Origin of the sequence: Streptococcus halitosis, from assembly GCF_003143695.2 — a bacterium.
Classification (GTDB): Bacteria; Bacillota; Bacilli; order Lactobacillales; family Streptococcaceae; genus Streptococcus; species Streptococcus halitosis.
Genome location: NZ_QEMY02000003.1, coordinates 14031 through 33634, shown reverse-complemented (window position 1 = coordinate 33634; position 19604 = coordinate 14031). Strand labels below are relative to the sequence as shown.

General features: G+C 35.4%; 18 protein-coding genes and 1 pseudogene. 15 read left to right on the top strand and 4 right to left on the bottom strand.

Annotated features, from left to right (window positions below; genetic code table 11):
* Positions 1-69 precede the first annotated feature (69 nt).
* The gene (locus DB729_RS07455; RefSeq protein WP_109289507.1) at positions 70-1233 is read right to left on the bottom strand and encodes an ATP-binding protein; all 1164 of its coding nucleotides are present in this window, start codon (positions 1231-1233) and stop codon (positions 70-72) included.
* 363 nt (positions 1234-1596) lie between these two features.
* Here DB729_RS07455 and DB729_RS07450 point away from each other — a divergent pair, with 363 nt between their 5' ends.
* Genes DB729_RS07450 through DB729_RS07440 form a run of 3 tightly spaced genes read left to right on the top strand, consistent with a single transcriptional unit; the run spans position 1597 to position 4188 of the window.
* A complete protein-coding gene (locus tag DB729_RS07450; protein WP_049536423.1) occupies positions 1597-1959 on the top strand; it encodes an SAG1252 family conjugative relaxosome accessory protein in 363 nt (120 codons plus the stop codon).
* 2 nt (positions 1960-1961) lie between these two features.
* Positions 1962-2327 (top strand): plasmid mobilization relaxosome protein MobC, encoded by a 366-nt coding sequence (mobC, locus tag DB729_RS07445; RefSeq protein WP_109289508.1) that lies wholly within the window; start codon positions 1962-1964, stop codon positions 2325-2327.
* Positions 2314-4188, top strand: coding sequence for an SAG1250 family conjugative relaxase (locus tag DB729_RS07440; RefSeq protein WP_109289509.1), 1875 nt, complete (start codon positions 2314-2316; stop codon positions 4186-4188). Before mobC ends, DB729_RS07440 begins: the two co-directional genes overlap by 14 nt.
* Before the next feature lie 104 nt (positions 4189-4292).
* Here DB729_RS07440 and DB729_RS07435 read toward each other — a convergent pair whose 3' ends face one another.
* A complete protein-coding gene (locus DB729_RS07435; protein WP_109289510.1) occupies positions 4293-5156 on the bottom strand; it encodes a helix-turn-helix domain-containing protein in 864 nt (287 codons plus the stop codon).
* 191 nt (positions 5157-5347) lie between these two features.
* Here DB729_RS07435 and DB729_RS09540 point away from each other — a divergent pair, with 191 nt between their 5' ends.
* From DB729_RS09540 to DB729_RS07380, 10 genes and pseudogenes are all read left to right on the top strand, one after another.
* Complete coding sequence (locus tag DB729_RS09540; RefSeq protein ID WP_001227862.1) at positions 5348-5518, top strand: PhrA family quorum-sensing system peptide; 171 nt, start codon at positions 5348-5350, stop codon at positions 5516-5518.
* A gap of 49 nt (positions 5519-5567) precedes the next feature.
* The gene (locus DB729_RS07425; protein WP_049536414.1) at positions 5568-6260 is read left to right on the top strand and encodes a hypothetical protein; all 693 of its coding nucleotides are present in this window, start codon (positions 5568-5570) and stop codon (positions 6258-6260) included.
* A gap of 376 nt (positions 6261-6636) precedes the next feature.
* On the top strand, positions 6637-8145 hold the full coding sequence (locus DB729_RS07420; RefSeq protein ID WP_244201076.1) for an ABC transporter ATP-binding protein: 1509 nt from the start codon (positions 6637-6639) through the stop codon (positions 8143-8145).
* Between the two features lie 35 nt (positions 8146-8180).
* Positions 8181-9566 carry an ATP-binding cassette domain-containing protein gene (locus tag DB729_RS07415; RefSeq protein ID WP_165442247.1) on the top strand — a complete coding sequence of 462 codons (1386 nt, stop codon included), beginning with the start codon at positions 8181-8183 and terminating at the stop codon, positions 9564-9566.
* A 477-nt stretch (positions 9567-10043) separates the two neighbouring features.
* Positions 10044-10334 (top strand): annotated as a pseudogene (locus DB729_RS07410) (group II intron reverse transcriptase/maturase); the annotation flags it as partial.
* Positions 10335-11552: 1218 nt separating this feature from the next.
* Positions 11553-11774 (top strand): helix-turn-helix domain-containing protein, encoded by a 222-nt coding sequence (locus tag DB729_RS07405; protein ID WP_000286248.1) that lies wholly within the window; start codon positions 11553-11555, stop codon positions 11772-11774.
* A gap of 305 nt (positions 11775-12079) precedes the next feature.
* The gene (locus DB729_RS07395) at positions 12080-12349 is read left to right on the top strand and encodes a DUF3173 family protein (protein ID WP_000450956.1); all 270 of its coding nucleotides are present in this window, start codon (positions 12080-12082) and stop codon (positions 12347-12349) included.
* Positions 12321-13508 (top strand): tyrosine-type recombinase/integrase, encoded by a 1188-nt coding sequence (locus DB729_RS07390; protein WP_109289513.1) that lies wholly within the window; start codon positions 12321-12323, stop codon positions 13506-13508. Before DB729_RS07395 ends, DB729_RS07390 begins: the two co-directional genes overlap by 29 nt.
* Positions 13509-13986: 478 nt before the next feature.
* Positions 13987-14889: a DUF2268 domain-containing putative Zn-dependent protease gene (locus tag DB729_RS07385; protein WP_109289514.1), complete on the top strand. Its 903-nt coding sequence runs from the start codon at positions 13987-13989 to the stop codon at positions 14887-14889.
* A gap of 62 nt (positions 14890-14951) precedes the next feature.
* Positions 14952-15320 (top strand): EXLDI protein, encoded by a 369-nt coding sequence (locus tag DB729_RS07380; RefSeq protein WP_109289515.1) that lies wholly within the window; start codon positions 14952-14954, stop codon positions 15318-15320.
* A gap of 160 nt (positions 15321-15480) precedes the next feature.
* Here DB729_RS07380 and DB729_RS07375 read toward each other — a convergent pair whose 3' ends face one another.
* Together DB729_RS07375 and gdhA are read right to left on the bottom strand one after the other, a co-directional pair.
* The gene (locus DB729_RS07375) at positions 15481-15966 is read right to left on the bottom strand and encodes a GNAT family N-acetyltransferase (protein WP_001053559.1); all 486 of its coding nucleotides are present in this window, start codon (positions 15964-15966) and stop codon (positions 15481-15483) included.
* Between the two features lie 31 nt (positions 15967-15997).
* A complete protein-coding gene (gene gdhA / locus DB729_RS07370) occupies positions 15998-17344 on the bottom strand; it encodes an NADP-specific glutamate dehydrogenase (protein ID WP_109289516.1) in 1347 nt (448 codons plus the stop codon).
* Positions 17345-17549: 205 nt separating this feature from the next.
* Here gdhA and DB729_RS07365 point away from each other — a divergent pair, with 205 nt between their 5' ends.
* Together DB729_RS07365 and holA are read left to right on the top strand one after the other, a co-directional pair.
* A complete protein-coding gene (locus tag DB729_RS07365; protein WP_109289517.1) occupies positions 17550-18485 on the top strand; it encodes a dihydroorotate oxidase in 936 nt (311 codons plus the stop codon).
* A gap of 33 nt (positions 18486-18518) precedes the next feature.
* Positions 18519-19556, top strand: a complete 1038-nt coding sequence (gene holA / locus DB729_RS07360) for a DNA polymerase III subunit delta (RefSeq protein ID WP_000879620.1) — start codon at positions 18519-18521, stop codon at positions 19554-19556.
* The last annotated feature ends 48 nt before the right edge of the window (positions 19557-19604 follow it).

Sequence of the window (19604 nt, the reverse complement as noted above, 5' to 3'; positions counted from 1 at the left end):
TTTTTAAATAAACTAATTCCTATGCCTTGTATTGCATGTTTGAGTAGTTGAAAATGTGATAGTAGATTATCAAGATATACTTTTTTGAAAACTTTTTAATAACTTAATTAAGTTTAGTTCAGTTAAGTTTTTCTCATTTTCTTGACTATTATAGTCAGGATTTTTTTGTTTCGCCTTTTTAAAGTACAAATTCAAATCTTTTTTTGAAACGACTAGTTGCTTCATTATCTCTTCTGTTGAAAAATTATTTTTTATTAAGTTGTGAGTCTTTTCCAATTCTATTTTATCATCATAAATTACTATATTATTTTTAAATCTATCTAAAGGATATTTTTCGAGACCAGATATTGAAGATAAAACTTTCAGCAATTGGTATTTTAAAGTATTTTTGTATAAACAGTGGTAATAAATAGTGTCAGAATAACCACATTCAAAACTTTCTAAATCAGGGGAGGGCACGAGACAATTTCCCTGATCTAAATATAAAGCCATAAAGTCGATAATTGTAAGGTGTCGATAACGAAGTTGTACCAATTGCCAATCAACATTGGTTTGGTATTGATTTAAACTATAAGGCATAGTTTTGAAACGATTTGCATCATCGTCGGTAAGTTTAATATAAAAATCGGGATTAGGATTATAAATAAAAAATCTTCCGTCTTCATTTTCAATGAAGAACCAATTTTTATAGTCTTTTAAAACATGAAAATACTGCTCTTTGATATTTAAGTCGGTATGATTAAACTTTTGAAACAACTTATTTATTAACTCAAAAGGAGCAGAGGAGTCTTTAGGAGTATTTATAGTGCCATTTCTAGCATATATTAATCCTTTTGGTAATACAGTATCTTTCTTAGGCTTATAATCTTTTGTTAAAAATACAGGAACTTTATCTGTATCATGAATAATTAAGATGTCAATTTCTTTGCTGTCTATAGTTTCAGTTTGTATGCTAATTTTAATTTGATTATTTGTTGATATAAAGAGTTTATGTAGCAAATCTGTTAGATCTTCTTCATTTCTTCTATTATCATCATTGTTTACACCGATTATATCTAAAGTAATATTATCAATTCCAAAGATGATATAACAATCTTCGTGATGTGATGTATTGACAAAATTTAAGATATCACGCACCAATTCAGTTTTAGAATGATGCCATTTTTGCTTAAAATCATGAAACTCATCTTCGTGAGTATTCAATAGTAAATGTATTTGATCTAGATTCAGCATTTTTATTTCTCCAAATATTAGTTTACAGAAATTTTATCATAGAATCAGAGAAAGTCAATCATAACTATATTAGCTGTGATACCTTTTCCAAATCTTCCCTGTTATCCTAATATCATTCATAGAAAGTCAATTTTTGATTTTCTATGGGGGTTTGGGGGCGAAGTCACCAAGTTATCTTATCGTTGGCTGTCAAAACTAGAAGGTTTTGATAGGCTGACGATATGATTTTTGGGATATTGTGGACACAATATCTGAGCTCGCAAAAGCCGAAAAAGAACCTTTTGAGGCTTTTAGGAAGCACCCGTATCCCATACGGTATCGGGGATGACCCGATAGAGGCAAGTAGAGAAGGAGTATGACAAGATGACAGACCAATACCGCATTATCCGTAAGGAAATAAATCTGACACCAGAGGAGCTGGAACAGATTCAGAAGCTGATGAAACAGGAACATGTAGAGCAATTTTCTCCCTTTGTTCGTCAAAAGCTACTTGATGCAATCGAGGGAAGAAAGTCAATGACGGATTGGTTTACCCTCTGGCAATACCAAAAGATTGAACAAATCAGCCGAGATATTTTACAGGTGACTATCTTGGCTGAACAAAGCCACCAAGTCACGGCAGAGCACCTACGGATTATCTTGACCTGCGTACAGGAGCTAATAGCAGAAGTTAACCAGACTATCCCACTCAGTCAAGACTTTCGGGACAAGTACATGGGAGGTTAGGGATGGAAAATCGTTACCGAACTAATCTTAAAAAAGTTTTTCTGACAGACCAGGAACTTGCGACCTTGTACGACCGTATCGGACAGAGTCGCTGTAAAAATTTCTCTGCTTATGCTAGAAAAGTTTTGCTTAACCCTAACATGACCTTCCTAACCATTGACACTAGCAACTATGAAGATCTGGTCTTTGAACTGAAACGTATCGGAAACAACCTTAATCAAATTGCACGGACGGTCAATCAGACTCACATCTTAAAACCATGTGACCGTGAGTTGTTGGTACAGGGCATTGATCAATTGATTAAAGAAGTTGAAAGTGACTTTAATATTAAATGCCAGCAACTGAAGGAGTTTTATGGTAGTCACTAAGCACTTTGCGGTTCACAGCACCAAGTATCGCAAGAGCCTCATCAAGTATATTCTCAATCCTGAAAAGACGGAGCAGTTGAAGTTGGTTTCTGATTTTGGCATGAGGAACTATTTGGTTTTTCCTAGTTATGAGGAGATGGTGGATATGTATGAGGCCAACTTAACTAACAATGACAGGCTCTACGATTCCAGAAACGACCGCCAACAGGTCAAACAAACTAAAATCCATGCCCATCACTTGATCCAGTCTTTCTCGCCTGATGATAAGCTGACACCAGAGGAAATCAACCGCATTGGCTACGAGACCATTAAGGAACTGACAGGTGGAAACTTTCGTTTTATCGTGACAACACACACAGATAGAAACCATGTGCATAATCATATCCTGATAAACTCTGTCGACCTCAATTCTGACAAGAAGCTCAAATGGGATTACGCTCAAGAGAGAAACCTTCGCATGATTTCTGACCGCTTGGCCAAGGAAGCAGGGGCAACGATTATCCAGCCTAACCGTTATTCGCACGAGAAGTTTGAGACTTACCGCAAGACCAATCATAAGTTTGAACTCAAGCAACGGCTTTATTTTCTCATGAAACACAGCAAAAACTTTGAGGACTTTTTGGCCAAGGCTCCTGCTCTAAACGTGGAGATGGATTTTTCCCACAAGCACGCCAGATTCCTCATGACTGACCGAGAGATAAAACAGGTCATTCGCGGTAAGCAGCTGGATAAGAGACAGCCCTACACCGAGGACTATTTCCGAGAGCAGTTTGCGACACGAACCATTGAGCAGCGATTGGATTTTCTTTTGCCTAGAGCCCGTGACCTCTCTCATCTTTTGGAAATGGCAGAGCAGTTAAACCTGACAATCTCCCTGAAGAAAAAGCATGTGACCTTTACCTTGACTGAGAACGGTCGAACCATTTCTATAGAGAATAAAAAGGTCAGTACGAAAAATTTGTACGATGTCCAGTTTTTTGAGGATTATTTTGACCAAAGAGAAAGCATAACAGAGTCTGACTTGACTAACTTTGTCTATGATTTGAAGACCTATCAAGAAGATCAGGACAAGGATAAACTCTCAAGTGAGGAACTCCTAACAGCCTACAAGGAGTTCAAAGAGAAACATGACCAGATTCAGGAGTTTGAAGTTGTCCTAGCAGAGTATCAGATTGATAAGGTGGTCAAGGAAGGTCTTTTCATCAAGATGAATTACGGTGTCAAAAAAGACGGCTTGGTCTTTATCCCAAACCGAAACTTGGATATTCATGAGAACGAACAAGACAAGTCCTACCATGTCTTTATACGAGAGACCGCCCAGTTTTTCATCTTTAACAAAGAAAGTTCAGACCTCAATCGTTACATGAGAGGGCGTGAACTAATCCGTCAACTTACTCACGACAGCACGCATATCCCTAAACGTAGGCGGCCAACCATTGCCAACCTCAAAGAGAAAATCGCAGAGGTGAATCTTCTTATCGAATTAGACCTTAACAATCAGTCTTACCAGGAAATCAAAGATGAGTTAATCAAGGAAATCGCCCAGCTGGATTTGATCATTACAGATTTGCAGGATAAGGTTGCTCATCTAAACAAGGTAGCAGAGGTCTTAATCAATCTCAACAACTTAGACCCAGAAAATAGAAGACTGGCAAAATATGACTATGCCAAGATGAACCTGACTTCAGCTATCAAACTGGAGCAGGTGGAGAAAGAAATCGAAGAAAATCAAAAATTTATGACTAAATGGATAGATGATTACGAATATAAGGTTAGGAGATTAGAGAATTTTATCAATATACTTGATAATACAAGAAATCAAAATGTTACCAAATTAGAACGGGAAACAAAATCAGTATAGTTATTTGAGATACCATGGAAAAATTATAAGGCTGATAGTATTAATTTCACTATCAGCCTTACAGGTTATTTAACGTTTCAGAAAATCCATAATGTCAAGATTAACTAAACAGTATCTAATTCTTTCAAATAATTTTCTATCTTCATCAACATTAAAGGATTGTTATAAATCTTGCATAGCTCTCTTGCTTCTATATAATAATTTTTGACTTGTTCTTTGTCTAGAAATTTGGCTCCAGCATTTCCTACAAGAATAAGTAGGGGAGCTAGTTGGTAGCTTGTCTGTCTTTGTTTACAGAGTTCAATCGTCTCAAGAGCTTCTTGGATGGCTTCGTTATATTTTTCCTTTGACACTAGGTAGTGCGCGTAGTTGTAACGAACTCTGATGTAGCCAAATAAAAACTCTTGATGCTCAAAATTTTTTGTCTGATATAACTCCATTAAATGAGAGTAGTTTGCCTCATATTCTTGTTCACGACCCACTAAGGAATAGAAATTAGATAGAGTATTCAATGCCTTTAAATAAATCAGAGTATTTGAGGAGACTTTTAATAATAAATTTTCCAATGAAGAAATAGCCTCACACTTACTGTCATATTGATAGAAGTCAATAATAGCTTTAATCCATTCAAGGTAAGTTCGGTCTTCTAGTGTTAGAAAAGTACTTCGTTCAATCTCTATTCGATAAATATATTCCAAATCGTCATAATTTCTGTCATCTAATAGTCGAGCAGATAACTGCTTGAAATTAGAGATGTTAGATTTAATTTCAATTTGTTCATTAAAAAAATAATCTAATGGTACTTCAAGTCGTTGTGAGAGTTTGAACAAAAGGTCTGCGGAGGGAATGAAATGCCCTCTCTCAATTTTACTAATCTGGCTTTGTTCACAAATTCCTTCTGCAAGAGTTTGTTGGGAGAGTCTCAACTCTTTTCTTTTCAATCTGAATTTCTCTGCTAGTGTATTCATTAAAGATAATAAACCTTCCTATTTGCTTAATTTCATTATAAAATTTTTAGTTCAAAATAGCAAGTTAAAGGAATGAATAATTCTTTATGGTAATAAAAAAAAAAAAAAGTTCAAAATGTAATAAAAATGATTGACTAAATAATATATATGTGTTAGAATAAAAACAAGGAAACAGAAAGGGGTTTCATTGCATGAGAAAAAAACGTGGAATTAAAAAATTAGTTACATTTGCATTACTAGGTGTTTTTATGTTTAGTAATACAATTCCTTACCAACAGTTTATTCAGAAGAATAAACAATTGGAGATTCGAGTGCAATCACAAAAGAAGTCCAATGGTCTTGATGTTGGGAAGGCTGATTAATTATTTGGGATAGGAGTGCATACATTTTTACATATTAGGAGGGATTATAATGAATAATATTGTTGGTTTATATACTACTATTGATGATATCGGAAATCATGAGCGTCACTACACAAAAATTGGTGATTTCCAAAAAGGAAACAATCCTTGTATTGTAAGGTATGTCTCAGGCAGTGATGCAACTGTGAGATATCAAGATGAGGTTTATTCGCTTGAAGCAGGGATGATTCTTGGTGCGGATGCCCTAGTTGATACAAATAATTCATTTGTTGAGATTACTGACTCATATGAAAATATTTATAGACTTGCACCTGAAAGTCAATTCTGTTTAGAAATGACAGTTAAGGGAGTAATTCCAGTTCATTTTGGACATGTTCATGTTATTCCTTCTTATCAGACAATTGAAGCAGGAGCTAAATATAGAACAAGTTGTTATACAGGTCATAATCAAGTTACTATTGAAATGGTTGCGAATAATATAGATGTATATTATTCATATGATAAACCCGTTGAAGTATTTGAGTTTGATGAGTTAGGAAATAAATTTACTTTGTTTACTTTGGCACCGTATCAGAAATGTATTCTTCAAGACCAAGGTGGTAGTATGCGAGATAGATACCATGTTTTAGAACAATCTAACTTGGAAAATAGTGAAGTCATAAGATTGTATGAAACTTATTGTATGCCATTTAATTGGAGATTACAAGCTGAAGAGGTGCAACTAAGTGCACAAGCTAATTAGTATTGTGTTGTTGTATTCTGGCTAAACGCTTAGAAATTAAAGTATGCACTTATATAATTTGGGCTAGAGTTTATTCTAGCCTAAAATTTTATTAAAAGGTAGTTTGAACATGGAAAAAATATTTAACTATTTAAATTTATATCTAAAAAGTTTGAATTTTGTGTGGAAAACATCAAAGTCTATAATGTTGTGGATGATTTTAATGGTTCCTATACAATCTATTCTTCCTTCTATCAGTATTTTTATTACTAACATAGTTGTCAATAAAATATCCTCTTTGAATTCCATAAATCTTACTATGCTTATTGCGGTTTGGGGGGTATCTTTCTTTCTTAACAATCTAATATCCCCACTGCTCGTGATGATACAAGGTCGCATGACTGATTTATTGACGTATCAATTAAATACGGAGTTGATGCGTAAATCAGAGAGATTACAGAATATTAGTTATTTTGAAGATAGCGAATTCTATAACGATATACAGTTGCTTAGTTCAGAAGCAAGTTGGCGTCCAGTAAATTTATTAGTATTTGGAACTAGCCTTATCTCCAATGCAATTGTATTTGCTTCTATGCTGTTAATGGTTAGCTCTGTGAATATACTAGTAAGTTTACTACTGTTTGTTGTATTGATTCCACAAGGTATCATAGCTTATAGAATCCAGCAACAGGCATTTGAAACACTTGTGTCTAATAGTGAAGAATCTCGTAAGTTAGATTATTATAGTCAGGTTCTTTTGAGTAACAATCACATTAAAGATATTCGGCTTTATAATTTATATTTCTTTTTTATTACAAAATATACAGATGTATTTACATCAATAACTGACAAGCTCCAAGTTGATCGGAGAAAAAAATTTACCAATTCAGCTTTATTTATAACTCTTAATAGTATCGTCATAATTTTAATGTTTGGATATGTTATTATTCAAATCAAAAAAGGTATTTTAGATTTAGGTGTTATTTTTGTGTTTTCTACTAGTATTATCTACTCAATAAATAGTATGGCTAGACTTGTAGAAGATAGTTCACTCCTCTATGACACTCTCCTCTACATGGAAAACTTTTTTAAGTTTATTGAAATTGAAGATGAGCTAAGTACAGAAGTACCAATTACTAAAACTGAAAATAATTTTGGTGATGATATCATAGAATTTAGAAATGTTAACTTTTCTTATTCAAACAATTCTGATTTGGTATTAAGTAACGTTAGCTTTAAAATAGCTGAGGGAGAGAAAATTGCAATAGTTGGGGAAAATGGAGCTGGAAAAACGACTCTAGTCAAATTGCTATGTGCTTTCTATCCTAACTATTCGGGTGATATAATAGTAAACAATAAGTCACTTAGAGAATATGAATTGACAGATTATAGAAAGCAGATTACTTCAATTTTCCAAGATTTTTCTAAATTTGATATTTCATTAAGAGAGAATGTTGCACTGTCCGATTTATCTAGGATATTTAAAAATGAAGATATAACTAAAGCGCTTGATAAAGGTCGGTTTAATATGAAAGATATGTCATTAGACCAAGTTTTGGGAAGAAAATTTGATGGTGGGAAAGAATTATCTGGCGGGGAGTGGCAGAAAGTTGCACTGTCCAGAGCGTTTTTTTCAAATGCACCAATCTTAATATTAGATGAGCCGACGGCATCAATTGATGCCAAAGCAGAATATGAATTATTTCAAGATTTTCTGCAATTGACACAAGGAAAAACTGTTTTCTATATTACCCACAGACTTGCGAGTGTAAAATTTGCTGATAAAATTTTGGTGTTAAAATCCGGTGTAATTCATTCATTCGGAACTCATAATGAGTTAATGAATAAGGATGAGTATTATAGAAAATTGTATAAAATGCAATCGTCAATGTACGCTGAAGAATAGTTTGAAATATAGGAGCTGATATGGAAGTTCTCCGCATGAAAAATATCGAAAAACAAATTAATTCACGACATATCCTTCAAATACCTGAGTTAATTCTTCATCATGGTGAACGGATAGGCATTGTGGGGAGTAATGGTGTAGGAAAAACAACTTTGCTAAGAATGATTATCCAGGAAGATATTGATTACAAAGGTATGATAACAGTGAATGGAGATATTGCTTATGTTCCTCAAGTTAAGGAGATTAGAGATGGATCAGGAGGAGAGATTTCTTTAAAGTTATTAAAGGAGGCCTTTTCTTCAAGACCCTCTATACTAATTTTAGATGAGCCGACATCTCATTTGGATCAGCATAATGTTCAATGGTTAATTCATAGAATATCGAAATTTGATGGTACAATAATTTTGGTTAGTCACGATCGTTTTTTACTAGACAATATTATAGAAAAAATTGTTTTCATTGAAAGGAGTCAAATAGGAGTTTTCAAAGGAAATTTTACGGAATTTGAAAATGAAAGAAATCAAATAGAAGAGCAATGTTGGAAAAATATTGCTCAATATAACAATGAGGTGGCTAGGTTAACTAAAGAATTAGAAAATAAAAAGATAAGATCAAAAAAAATTAGTAAGAAAAGTTCTAATAGAATCAGCAACTCAGACTGGAAAGCGCGTTCAAAAATGGGGAGCTACGATAGTCAAGAAAAAGCCATGGCCAAATCAGCCAAAGCTATTGAAAAAAGATTAAGTAGATTGACTGCACCTTCCCGACCTTCACCTAAAACACAAATTAAGTTTAAAACAATAAGCTCCACATTAGAGTATTCTTCTAATACAATGATCGAATTAAAAGAAAGCAAGCTAAGTACAAATTTTATAGATCTTTATATACCTCAAATAAAAATGAGGTTTGGAGAAAAATGGTTGTTAACTGGAAGAAATAAATCTGGAAAGACTACATTATTAAAAAGTATAGTAAATCAAGAAATAGATGGATATTTTTCAAAAGGTTTAAAAATTGGGTATTTTAGTCAAGAATTAAATACACTAGACCAAGATAAAACACTCTTTGATAATATATATGAAACAAGTAGTCATAATAAACAATTAATTATAAACTTTCTTGCAATGCTAGATTTAAAATTTGATAAAATATTTGTTCCGTTTGGCAAGCTCTCTGGGGGTGAGCAAGTTAAAGGCCAACTTGCATCAGTCCTTCTGAGCGATTCAAATTTTCTTATTTTAGATGAACCAACAAACTTTCTTGATATTACCTCACTTAATGCACTAGAAAAATTCTTATTAAGTTATCCAGGTTCGATACTTTTGGTTTGTCATGACACATATTTTCAAGAAAGATTACATTTTAAAAAGTTATGCATTCTAAATAACAACTTGCTTCTAGAGGATTACTTTGAAGATTGATTGAGTAAGCTAAATAGGTGAACCATTTTATTTTTTGATAGCTAATCAATATCCATGATGTAAAAAGCAGCGTAAAATCGTTGCTTTTTTTCTTTGTACGACTTATCCCGTGAGGTCTCATGGGAGTAAATAAGACGTAGTAACAACTAATCATAAGAAGTACCCTCGCCTATTGTCGTTATCAACTTATTCTTCGTTGAACAACAATGGCTGGGGCAGGCTCTCAGCCGAAGCCATAGTAGTGATGAAATTTCTGTAATGGAAATGGAGCGAAGGACTGAATATTTCAACAGTCAGGGGAGTGACTGTTGAAAGTTTGACACTGGAAATACAGGCTGTCGAACCGAAGTATACCTACTTCACTTGTGTCTGTAAAAGAACGGTCTGATAGAACTGGAGGCGGTCACGTATTGACTAGAAGAAAGTTCGCCAATATAAGATATCCTACAGACACCTAAACAAGAAAGGAATACACACATGTCACAGTTACTAGATAATATCCTATCTCGTTCAAATATGTTGGATGCTTACAATCAAGTTAGAGCTAACAAAGGTTCAGCAGGAATTGACGGCGTAACCATTGACGAAATAGATGACTATCTCCGCAAACACTGGCGTTCAACTAAAGAACTCATAAAGCAGAGGAAGTACAAGCCTCAGCCAGTTTTACGAGTTGAAATTCCCAAAGCTAACGGCGGAGTTCGTCAGCTAGGTATCCCAACGGTTATGGATAGAATGATACAACAAGCTATTGTCCAAGTCATTACTCGATTGTACTGTTAGATTATAATATTTTAGTCTAGTCATAGAGTTCCTTAGTTAACGTGATATTAAGACCATCTTTTCTAAAAACCGGCGGTAAAATAACCTGATTTTTCACTCTTAATAATGAAGACAAAAAATTGAGAGTTTTTATGAAAAAGCGTGCACCTCCGATTCTCCTCTAATACTTCAATCAAGAATAAGAAGGAGGAAAAGTATGGTTTATGTTATACATGTTAATAACATAAAGATCCCTGTTTCTGATCTTGCGTTATGATACATCTTGATTGACATATTCTACCTTCTTATCTAAGAGTTTCCTTGAGATAGCATAGCAAGTTTGTCACTCTACTGAGATCAGAATAGAAGGTTTACTGACCCATATTTTAAGCAATAACAGATTCTAGTTCACAATATCAGAAACGTATCCAATTATTAATTTATTCTACTCCATCATAAATTTGTATCACCTAGTTGTTTTTAGGAGATATAGTCTTGGTAGATTTATTAAAAAGTTGTACAACACTAGGTAATTTAATAAACTTTTCTTGATGCATATAGTCATAAATCATCTTGATTTAAGAAACAACTGAATTAAAATGTTGGAATTTATAAGTGTGAATAAAAGTTTTCATACTATATCCCCTTGGTTTTTTTCTTCACTTATGTGAACTCTGTCAGAAAGTCAGGCTAAATCTTATTTAGTTACAAGTAATAGCTAGCTTCTATAGAATGATAATGAAAATTCTAGATTAGATTTGCATAATACTGTTATCAGTAGATCTTCTATCATTGATTTGTTTCACCGGTGTTACAGAATCTAGATTAGTTTTACAAGTAAAAATAGAACGTTTTCTATCCTAACGACGAGCAGTATAAGCAGTTTTTTCCTTTGTTTAAATAAAACTAAAATTTAGTATTGTTCAGCTTCAGAGAAGTGCTTGTATGATTGATTTGTGAACATTTTCCTATAATTTTGTAATATTTTTGAGACTATAATATATTAGACAAACATGTCTTTTGTGTTTCACTTTATTTTACAATAAGACTAATTTTTGAAAGTCAGTAATTTTAAATAGTTGATAAAATCTTTGCTCTCAGACGGTTAATAGATATGCTTATGAGAAGTGTTTAATAAATTAATTTTAGTTCAAAATGTCCAGTTTGGACACTTTGAAAGATTTCTTAGTTTTATATATTATACTTTTCTCAGGAGAAAGCTAGATGTACAGACGTTTGAGAGATTTGAGGGAAGATCACGATTTGACCCAAAAACAAATAGCTAAAATACTTTCGTTTACAAACTCAGCTTATGCTAAAATTGAACGGGGTGAGCATGCCTTGACGGCAGATGTATTGGTAACTCTCTCAAACTTTTACGATGTCAGTACAGACTATCTATTGGGATTGACAGATTTTCCTGATAAAATTCGCTTTAGAAAATAATCTCCTCAATTTCATAGAGTGTGAAAATGAGGAGATTTTTTATTTGTTCTTTGACAATTGAATAGTCCAAAATGGTACTTTCCTCATTTGTGGAGCAGATTTGAATGGCTCGCCATGACAAGAGCGATTTTAAAACCATCAATAAAATAGAGCGATACTTTATATGCCATGATACAAATGATATACAATGATACTTCTGACCGTTCAGGCTGCCACCGTAAAAGAGCAGCAAGTGAAATTCTTATGATGACTTCATCAGTCATGCCATGGAGGTGAAAAAATCTAAGAAAGGAAGTAGTAAAATCATGGAAACAGTAAACTATAAAGATTTAGTTGCGATTGGTTTTCCAGAGCACACATCGAGAAATATTATTAGACAAGCAAAAAAAATTGCTGTAAAAAAGTTTGAAGAAGCTAGAAAAAATGATAAGAATGCGGTACAATTAGGATGTTCACCTTTCGATAATAAAAGGTTAGGCATTGCTCCTAAAAATATTGTAGAAAATTTAATTGGTATTTCTTTTTCAGATATAGAAGGTGAGAAAAATGGTTATATCAAAGACAAAGAAATATAAAGGTGTATACAAAGATTCAAAAGGAAAAATTTATTTTCAAATTGAATTAGGAGTTGATTCAATAACTGGGAAAAGAATTCAAAAGAAAGGAAGGAAAAATCAACAGGGACTACCGTTTAATTCTTTTAAGGAAGCATATGAAGAGATACTTCGTTTAAAACATGAATTTGTGAACTCTACTATTAATAATAGTTTTCTAACTTTTAGAGAGTTTATGGAAGAGATTTATTTAAAATATTATCAACAAAAAGTTCAATTTGTAACTTATCAGACCGCTTTACCACATCATCAGTTATTTATTAAGCAATTTGGTAGTAAAAAATTATCAGATATTAGTACTATTGACTGTGAAAGATTTCGCTTAGCTATTATAGACAAGTATTCTAGTAATTATGCTAAAAATATGTGGTCTAGATTTAAAGCATGTCTGGGATATGCAGAAAGATTGGGTTATATTGATAGAGTTCCTTTTAAAGGATTAGATAATCCTAGAGGAAAGCACCCTGATACAAAATTTTGGACATTTGATGAATTTAAGAAGGTAATAAACTCTTTTGATATTAGTGAGTATGAGGGACTCCATAATTACATGACGATCTGGTTATATTTTATGACTGGTTTAAGAGTTAGTGAGGGTATTGCTCTTAAATGGGAAGATATTGATTTTGAACGTAAATGGATTCATGTTCATTCGACAATTGAGAAAGATAAAAACGGTGTATGGTATGCTAAACAACAAACAAAGACAGTAGCAGGGAATCGTAAAATTGATTTAGATGATTTTACGATTACAATACTTAAAAAATGGCGAGAAGTTCAAATCAAGAATGATGATAAAGATTATGTAATATCACGTTTTGGTGCCCCCTTGTGTAAGTCTACAATTTCTAGGATAATAAAAAGGCATGCTAAGATTACTGGTGTACCAGAAATTACGGGGAAAGGTTTAAGACATAGTCATGCCTCCTACCTTATAAATGTATTACATAAGGATACCTTATATGTTTCATATCGATTAGGACATGCTGATAAGTCAACCACGTTGAATACATATAGTCACTGGTATTATTCAGGTGATTCAACAATTTCAGAAGAGATTACAAACAGTTTAGATAATCTTGGATTATCAATTTACCTACCAAATTCCTGCCAGAGTTGAAAATTGAGGAATTAACCCACTAATACTGGGAGAAAATAGGATTTGCAAATTGTTACTCTTAAATAATAGAGCAACTACATTAGTAGCTTAAAAACATGATTAAACCGCTATTCTTAGGAGTAGCGGTTTTTTCTTTTGGTTCAAGAAGGGGCAAAAAAGGGGCGAACTAATTATATAGTTTATCTAGGAGACAAACAAGTTTTGAATAATAGGCTTTCCATAAAAAATGATACAAGTTTTTACCCTTCAGGATTTATTTTTTTCTAGTATCATCATTCCTATGAACAGTAGAAAAGTAAGTTTTTAATTTATTGATACTCCGGATATTATAATCTCAGTATTAAAGAACTTTATTGAAGGTAATTTTCGAACGGTTTGAGGTAATTTCAATGAAATTTTAATAGATATTTCAATTTTCTTCTTGACTCTGATCTTAGGTAAGGGATTATACTAATAATAGATAAGAAAGGAGATTACCATGCAAATCAATATGATTCGTTCAGATAAAGTTTACCAAGAGATGCTCGAGCTTCCTTTAGAAAAAAGAGAAGGTTGCTTTCGAGCTAAAATATTAGCACCTTTTGCAACCAAATACCAAACGCAACACATTCCTTTAAAAGCAAAGTACCCTGGAGGATTTGATGCTCTATTCCTACTTGGCTTTATGAATCTGTTGCCCGCAACTCTCTCGGGAAAGGATAGACCGGCTATTGATGCCCTGAGCTCTGATCAACTCTGGCAAGACTGCCAGGATACCATTAAAAGAAGTATTGGCCTTTTTGAACAGGCTGGCTATGACTTAGATGTTGAGGATTACCATTTTACTATTTTATTGGGCAATCCAGAAAAGCCTATGCTACAGCTCAATAAGGGTTATAGCGGAGATGGCGGAATCCCAGGCTACCTCATGCTTAGTCTGCTACCAAATGACTATACTTTACCACGTGTGCAGGCTGCGTTGGCCCATGAGTGTAATCACAATGTCCGTTTCCAATTTGTCAAATGGAATCAGCAGACGACATTAGCAGACTGGGTAGTCAGTGAGGGATTGGCAGAGTCTTTTGCAGCTGAGCTTTATGGCAAAGATCTAATCGGATCTTGGGTTACTTCAACCAGTCCAGAGCAGTTAGAAGAGATTAAGCCCATCATCTCAAGTCAGCTTCAGCTAACAGGGATGGCGGAAATGGCACCATATCTCTACGGTGATGAAATAGCTAAGATACAGGGTCAGATACCAGTTGGAATGCCTTATGCTGCGGGCTATGCTTATGGTTATCATCTGATACAAGCTTATCTGAAAAAGACTGGCAAGAGCATTATTGAGGCTACTGTGACATCAACGGAAGAGATTCTAGAGGCGACGAAAGACTTTTGGAAATGACACTTTTGCTTGCAAATCTGCCAGAGTTTGATATAATGTAGGTAATTTTTGGAGGTGACTATATGCACTATAAAAGAGTTGAATTAAAAGTCGCAAATCAGGGTATCCATGAGCGCAAGATTTTTCAAGGTGTTAAGATTTTCAGTCGTAGCAAGCTGTCCAAAGATCAGAAAAGCATTCTAACACAGAAGCTTTACCTGACACCGAAGCAAAACATTGTTTACTATCAACGGACAGATACCAACTATGACCAGAACTGGTATCATCATAAGGACTATTATGAATTAGCTTATGGTCAGATGGATAGAGAGACGGTTTTTAAGGTTTGCCAAGATTTTGACGAACTAAGTCCTTTTCTGGAGAACGAGCTGCTGGAGAAGCTAAAAGAAGAGCAGTCTGCAGGCAAATTTTTTGAAAAATTAGATATATAAAAATCCGACTGCTTTTATAAGCAGTCGGATTTCTTCTAGTGTGATAGTGCTGAAACAATACCTTTACTATCATAGCATTGGCTACATTTTTAAAAGTTGTTTTAGCTGTCTTGAGGAGCTTGATACTGATGTCCTCGAGTCGACCATAGTATACTAACATCTATTCATCTGATAAGAGGGATTTTATCATCCAGATATTCATAGCTGGGTGGCCGGCAGCGTTAGAAAGTGGTTGTTGCAATGCTGTAAAACCATAGTGCTGATAGATTACCACAGCCGTAGCCAGTTCAGTAGAGGTTTCTAGATAAAGTTGTTCATAACCTGCTAGGCGGGCTTCATGGAATATCCGCTTTATCAACCTGCTGGAATAACCTTTGCCACGGCTATTTTTAGTGACATACAGTTTTTGTAATTCAGCAATCTTATCAGACACAGGTGCAAAGCCACCGCAACCAACCAGCTGACCTTCATCTTCCAGAATAAAGTAAGCTGCTCTCTCTTGCTGTTGATAGTAGTCGGCCAAATGATCTAGATGAGAATCAAAGTAGACTGTTCCAGGTTTGTCAAGCCCGAATTCTTCAAGACTAGCTCGAATGAGTTGTGCTACAGCTAGATTATCTCTTACTTCCATTGGCCGTAAGTTCATCATTTGTCCTCCGATAGGATGTATCGACTAATTAAACAATACCTTGTGCAATCATAGCGTTTGCTACGTTTTCGAAGGCAGCGATATTTGCTCCTGCAAGGTAGTCGGTACCAAGTCCGTATGTTTCAGCAGTTGTTTTAGCTGTATTGAAGATGTTTGTCATGATGTCTTTGAGGCGTCCATCAACTTCTTCACGGGTCCATGAAAGGCGAAGGCTGTTTTGGCTCATTTCAAGCGCTGATACAGCTACACCACCAGCGTTAGCAGCTTTGGCAGGTCCGTAAAGGATTCCGTTTTCTTTGTAGACTTTAATCGCATCAAGGTCACTAGGCATGTTAGCACCTTCAGATACACAGATAACGCCTTGAGCAACCAAACGTTTAGCTGCGTCGTCGTTGATTTCGTTTTGAGTCGCACATGGAAGAGCGATGTCGTAGTTTCCAGCGTAAGTCCATACAGAACCTTCATGGTAAGTAGCAGTTGCTTTCTCAGCTGCATACTCAGTCAAACGAGCACGGCGTTTTTCTTTAACATCAACCAAAAGATCAAAGTCAATTCCGTTTTCGTCGATGACATAACCGTTTGAGTCAGATACAGAGATAACAGTAGCGCCGAGTTCAGTTGCTTTTTGAAGAGCATATTGAGCTACGTTACCAGAACCTGAAATAACCACTTTCTTACCAGCAAAACTGTTACCATTAGCTTTGAGCATTTCTTCAGTATAGTAAACCAAACCATAACCAGTTGCTTCTGGACGAATCAAGCTACCACCAAATCCAAGAGGTTTACCAGTCAAGACACCCGCATCAAATTGGTTAAGACGTTTGTATTGTCCGTAAAGGTAACCAATTTCACGTCCTCCAACACCGATATCACCAGCAGGTACATCAAGAGATGGTCCGATGTATTTTTGCAATTCAGTCATGAAGCTTTGGCAGAAGCGCATCACTTCAGCATCAGTCTTCCCTTTAGGATCGAAGTCTGATCCACCTTTACCTCCACCGATTGGAAGTCCAGTCAAAACGTTTTTAAAGATTTGTTCGAAGCCAAGGAATTTCAAGATCCCTTGGTTTACAGTTGGGTGGAAACGAAGTCCGCCTTTATATGGTCCAACAGCTGAGTTGAATTGAACACGGTAACCACGGTTGACTTGGACTTTTCCCTCACGGTCCACCCAAGGAACACGGAAAGAAATCACGCGCTCAGGCTCAGTGATACGTGCCAAGATGTTTTCTTCGATATACTCAGGATGTTTTTCAAATACAGGTTCCAAAGTGCTGAAGAATTCTTCAACCGCCTGGAGAAATTCAGCCTCATGCCCGTTACGAGCTTTCACAGTTGCAAACACGCTTTGGATATAGTCTTTAGCAGATGTCATATCGTTCTCCTTTTTGTTGTTATATTTTATTACATGAGCCATTATAGCAGAATTTTTTTTGAGTGTAAAGAAAAAAACAGAAATTTTCTAAAAATTCTTTCAATTTACAAAACCGAACGTTTTATATAGAAATTAGTTTCTCAAAGAGAAAATCTTAAAGTATGGTATAATATTAGAAATAAAAGGAATCTGGAGGATCAGAATCATGGTATCAACGAAAACACAAATAGCTGGCTTTGAGTTTGATAATTGCTTGATGAATGCAGCAGGTGTGGCTTGTATGACGATAGAAGAGCTTGAAGGAGTCAAAAACTCAGCGGCGGGAACCTTTGTCACAAAGACAGCGACCTTGGACTTTCGTCAGGGGAATCCTGAACCACGTTATCAGGATGTTCCACTTGGTTCTATCAACTCCATGGGCTTACCAAATAATGGCTTAGACTACTATCTGGACTATCTTTTGGACTTGCAGGAAAAAGAGCCAAACCGAACTTTCTTCCTATCTTTAGTTGGCATGTCTCCAGAAGAAACACATGCCATCTTGAAAAAAGTTCAAGAGAGTGAATTCAAAGGACTGACAGAGCTTAATCTCTCTTGTCCAAACGTTCCAGGAAAACCTCAGATTGCCTATGATTTTGAAACAACAGACCGTATCTTGTCAGAGGTATTTGCCTACTTTACCAAACCTCTTGGAATCAAGTTGCCACCATATTTTGATATTGTCCACTTTGACCAAGCGGCAGCTATTTTTAACATGTATCCACTCAAATTTGTTAACTGTGTTAACTCTATCGGGAATGGTCTCTATATCGAAGATGAGTCTGTCGTTATTCGCCCTAAAAACGGTTTTGGAGGCATTGGTGGAGAGTATATCAAACCGACTGCTCTAGCGAATGTGCACGCCTTTTACCAACGTTTAAATCCCCAAATCCAAATCATCGGAACGGGTGGCGTTCTTACGGGTCGTGATGCCTTTGAACATATCCTCTGCGGTGCGAGTATGGTGCAAGTAGGAACTACTCTTCACAAAGAAGGCGTAGGTGCTTTTGAACGCATTACCAATGAACTGAAAGCTATTATGGAGGAAAAAGGGTACGAGAGACTAGAAGATTTCCGTGGGAAATTGCGCTATATTGACTAAATTAAATCGAAAAATCAGAAGAAAGGAGAGAAGATGCTAGCCATTGAAGACAGTCAGAAGTTGACGTTATCAAATCTATCTAGCTTGAATCTATTTACAGGGACAGACCAGGGTCAGTTTGAAGTTATGAAGAGTCAAGTGTTGAAGCAGATTGGTTATGATCCAGCTGATCTCAATTTTGCTTACTTTGATATGAAAGAAGTGGCTTATAAAGACTTAGAGTTGGAGTTGGTCAGTCTCCCTTTCTTTGCGGATGAGAAAATCGTGATATTAGACCATTTTGTCGATATCACAACAGCCAAGAAACGTTTTTTAACAGATGATGAGCTCAAGTCATTTGAGGCATACCTTGATAACCCTTCGCCAACAACCAAGTTGTTGATTTTTGCGGAAGGAAAGTTGGATAGTAAAAGACGGTTGGTCAAATTGCTCAAACGAGATGCGACTGTTTTTGATGCTATTGAACCCAAGGAACAAGAACTCCGCCAATATTTCCAAAAATGGAGCCAAAAACAAGGTTTGCAGTTTGCGGAAAAGTCTTTTGAAAATCTACTCATCAAGTCTGGTTTTCAGTTTAGCGAAATCCAGAAAAATCTCCTCTTTTTACAGTCTTATAAGTCAGATGGCATGATAGAGGAGAAGGATATTGTCGAGGCTATTCCAAAGACTTTGCAGGACAATATTTTTGATTTGACTCAGCTTATCTTGGGCAAAAAGATCGACCAGGCCCGTGACTTGGTTAGAGATTTGACGTTGCAAGGGGAGGATGAGATCAAGCTCATAGCTGTCATGTTAGGACAGTTTCGAACCTTTACCCAAGTGAAGATTTTATCAGAGACTGGTCAGACGGAATCGCAGATTGCAAGCAGTCTGGGAACTTACTTGGGGCGCAATCCTAATCCTTATCAAATCAAGTTTGCATTGAGAGATTCGAGAGGGATTTCCATTTCCTTTCTCAAGCGAGCGATTTCTTATTTGATTGAAACAGACTACCAGATTAAGACAGGTGTCTATGAAAAGGGGTACCTGTTTGAAAAGGCACTTTTGCAGATCGCGGCAGAGGCAAATTGAGCAAAAAACTTGAAAAAAGAGGATGATTGCGTTATCATTTTCATATAG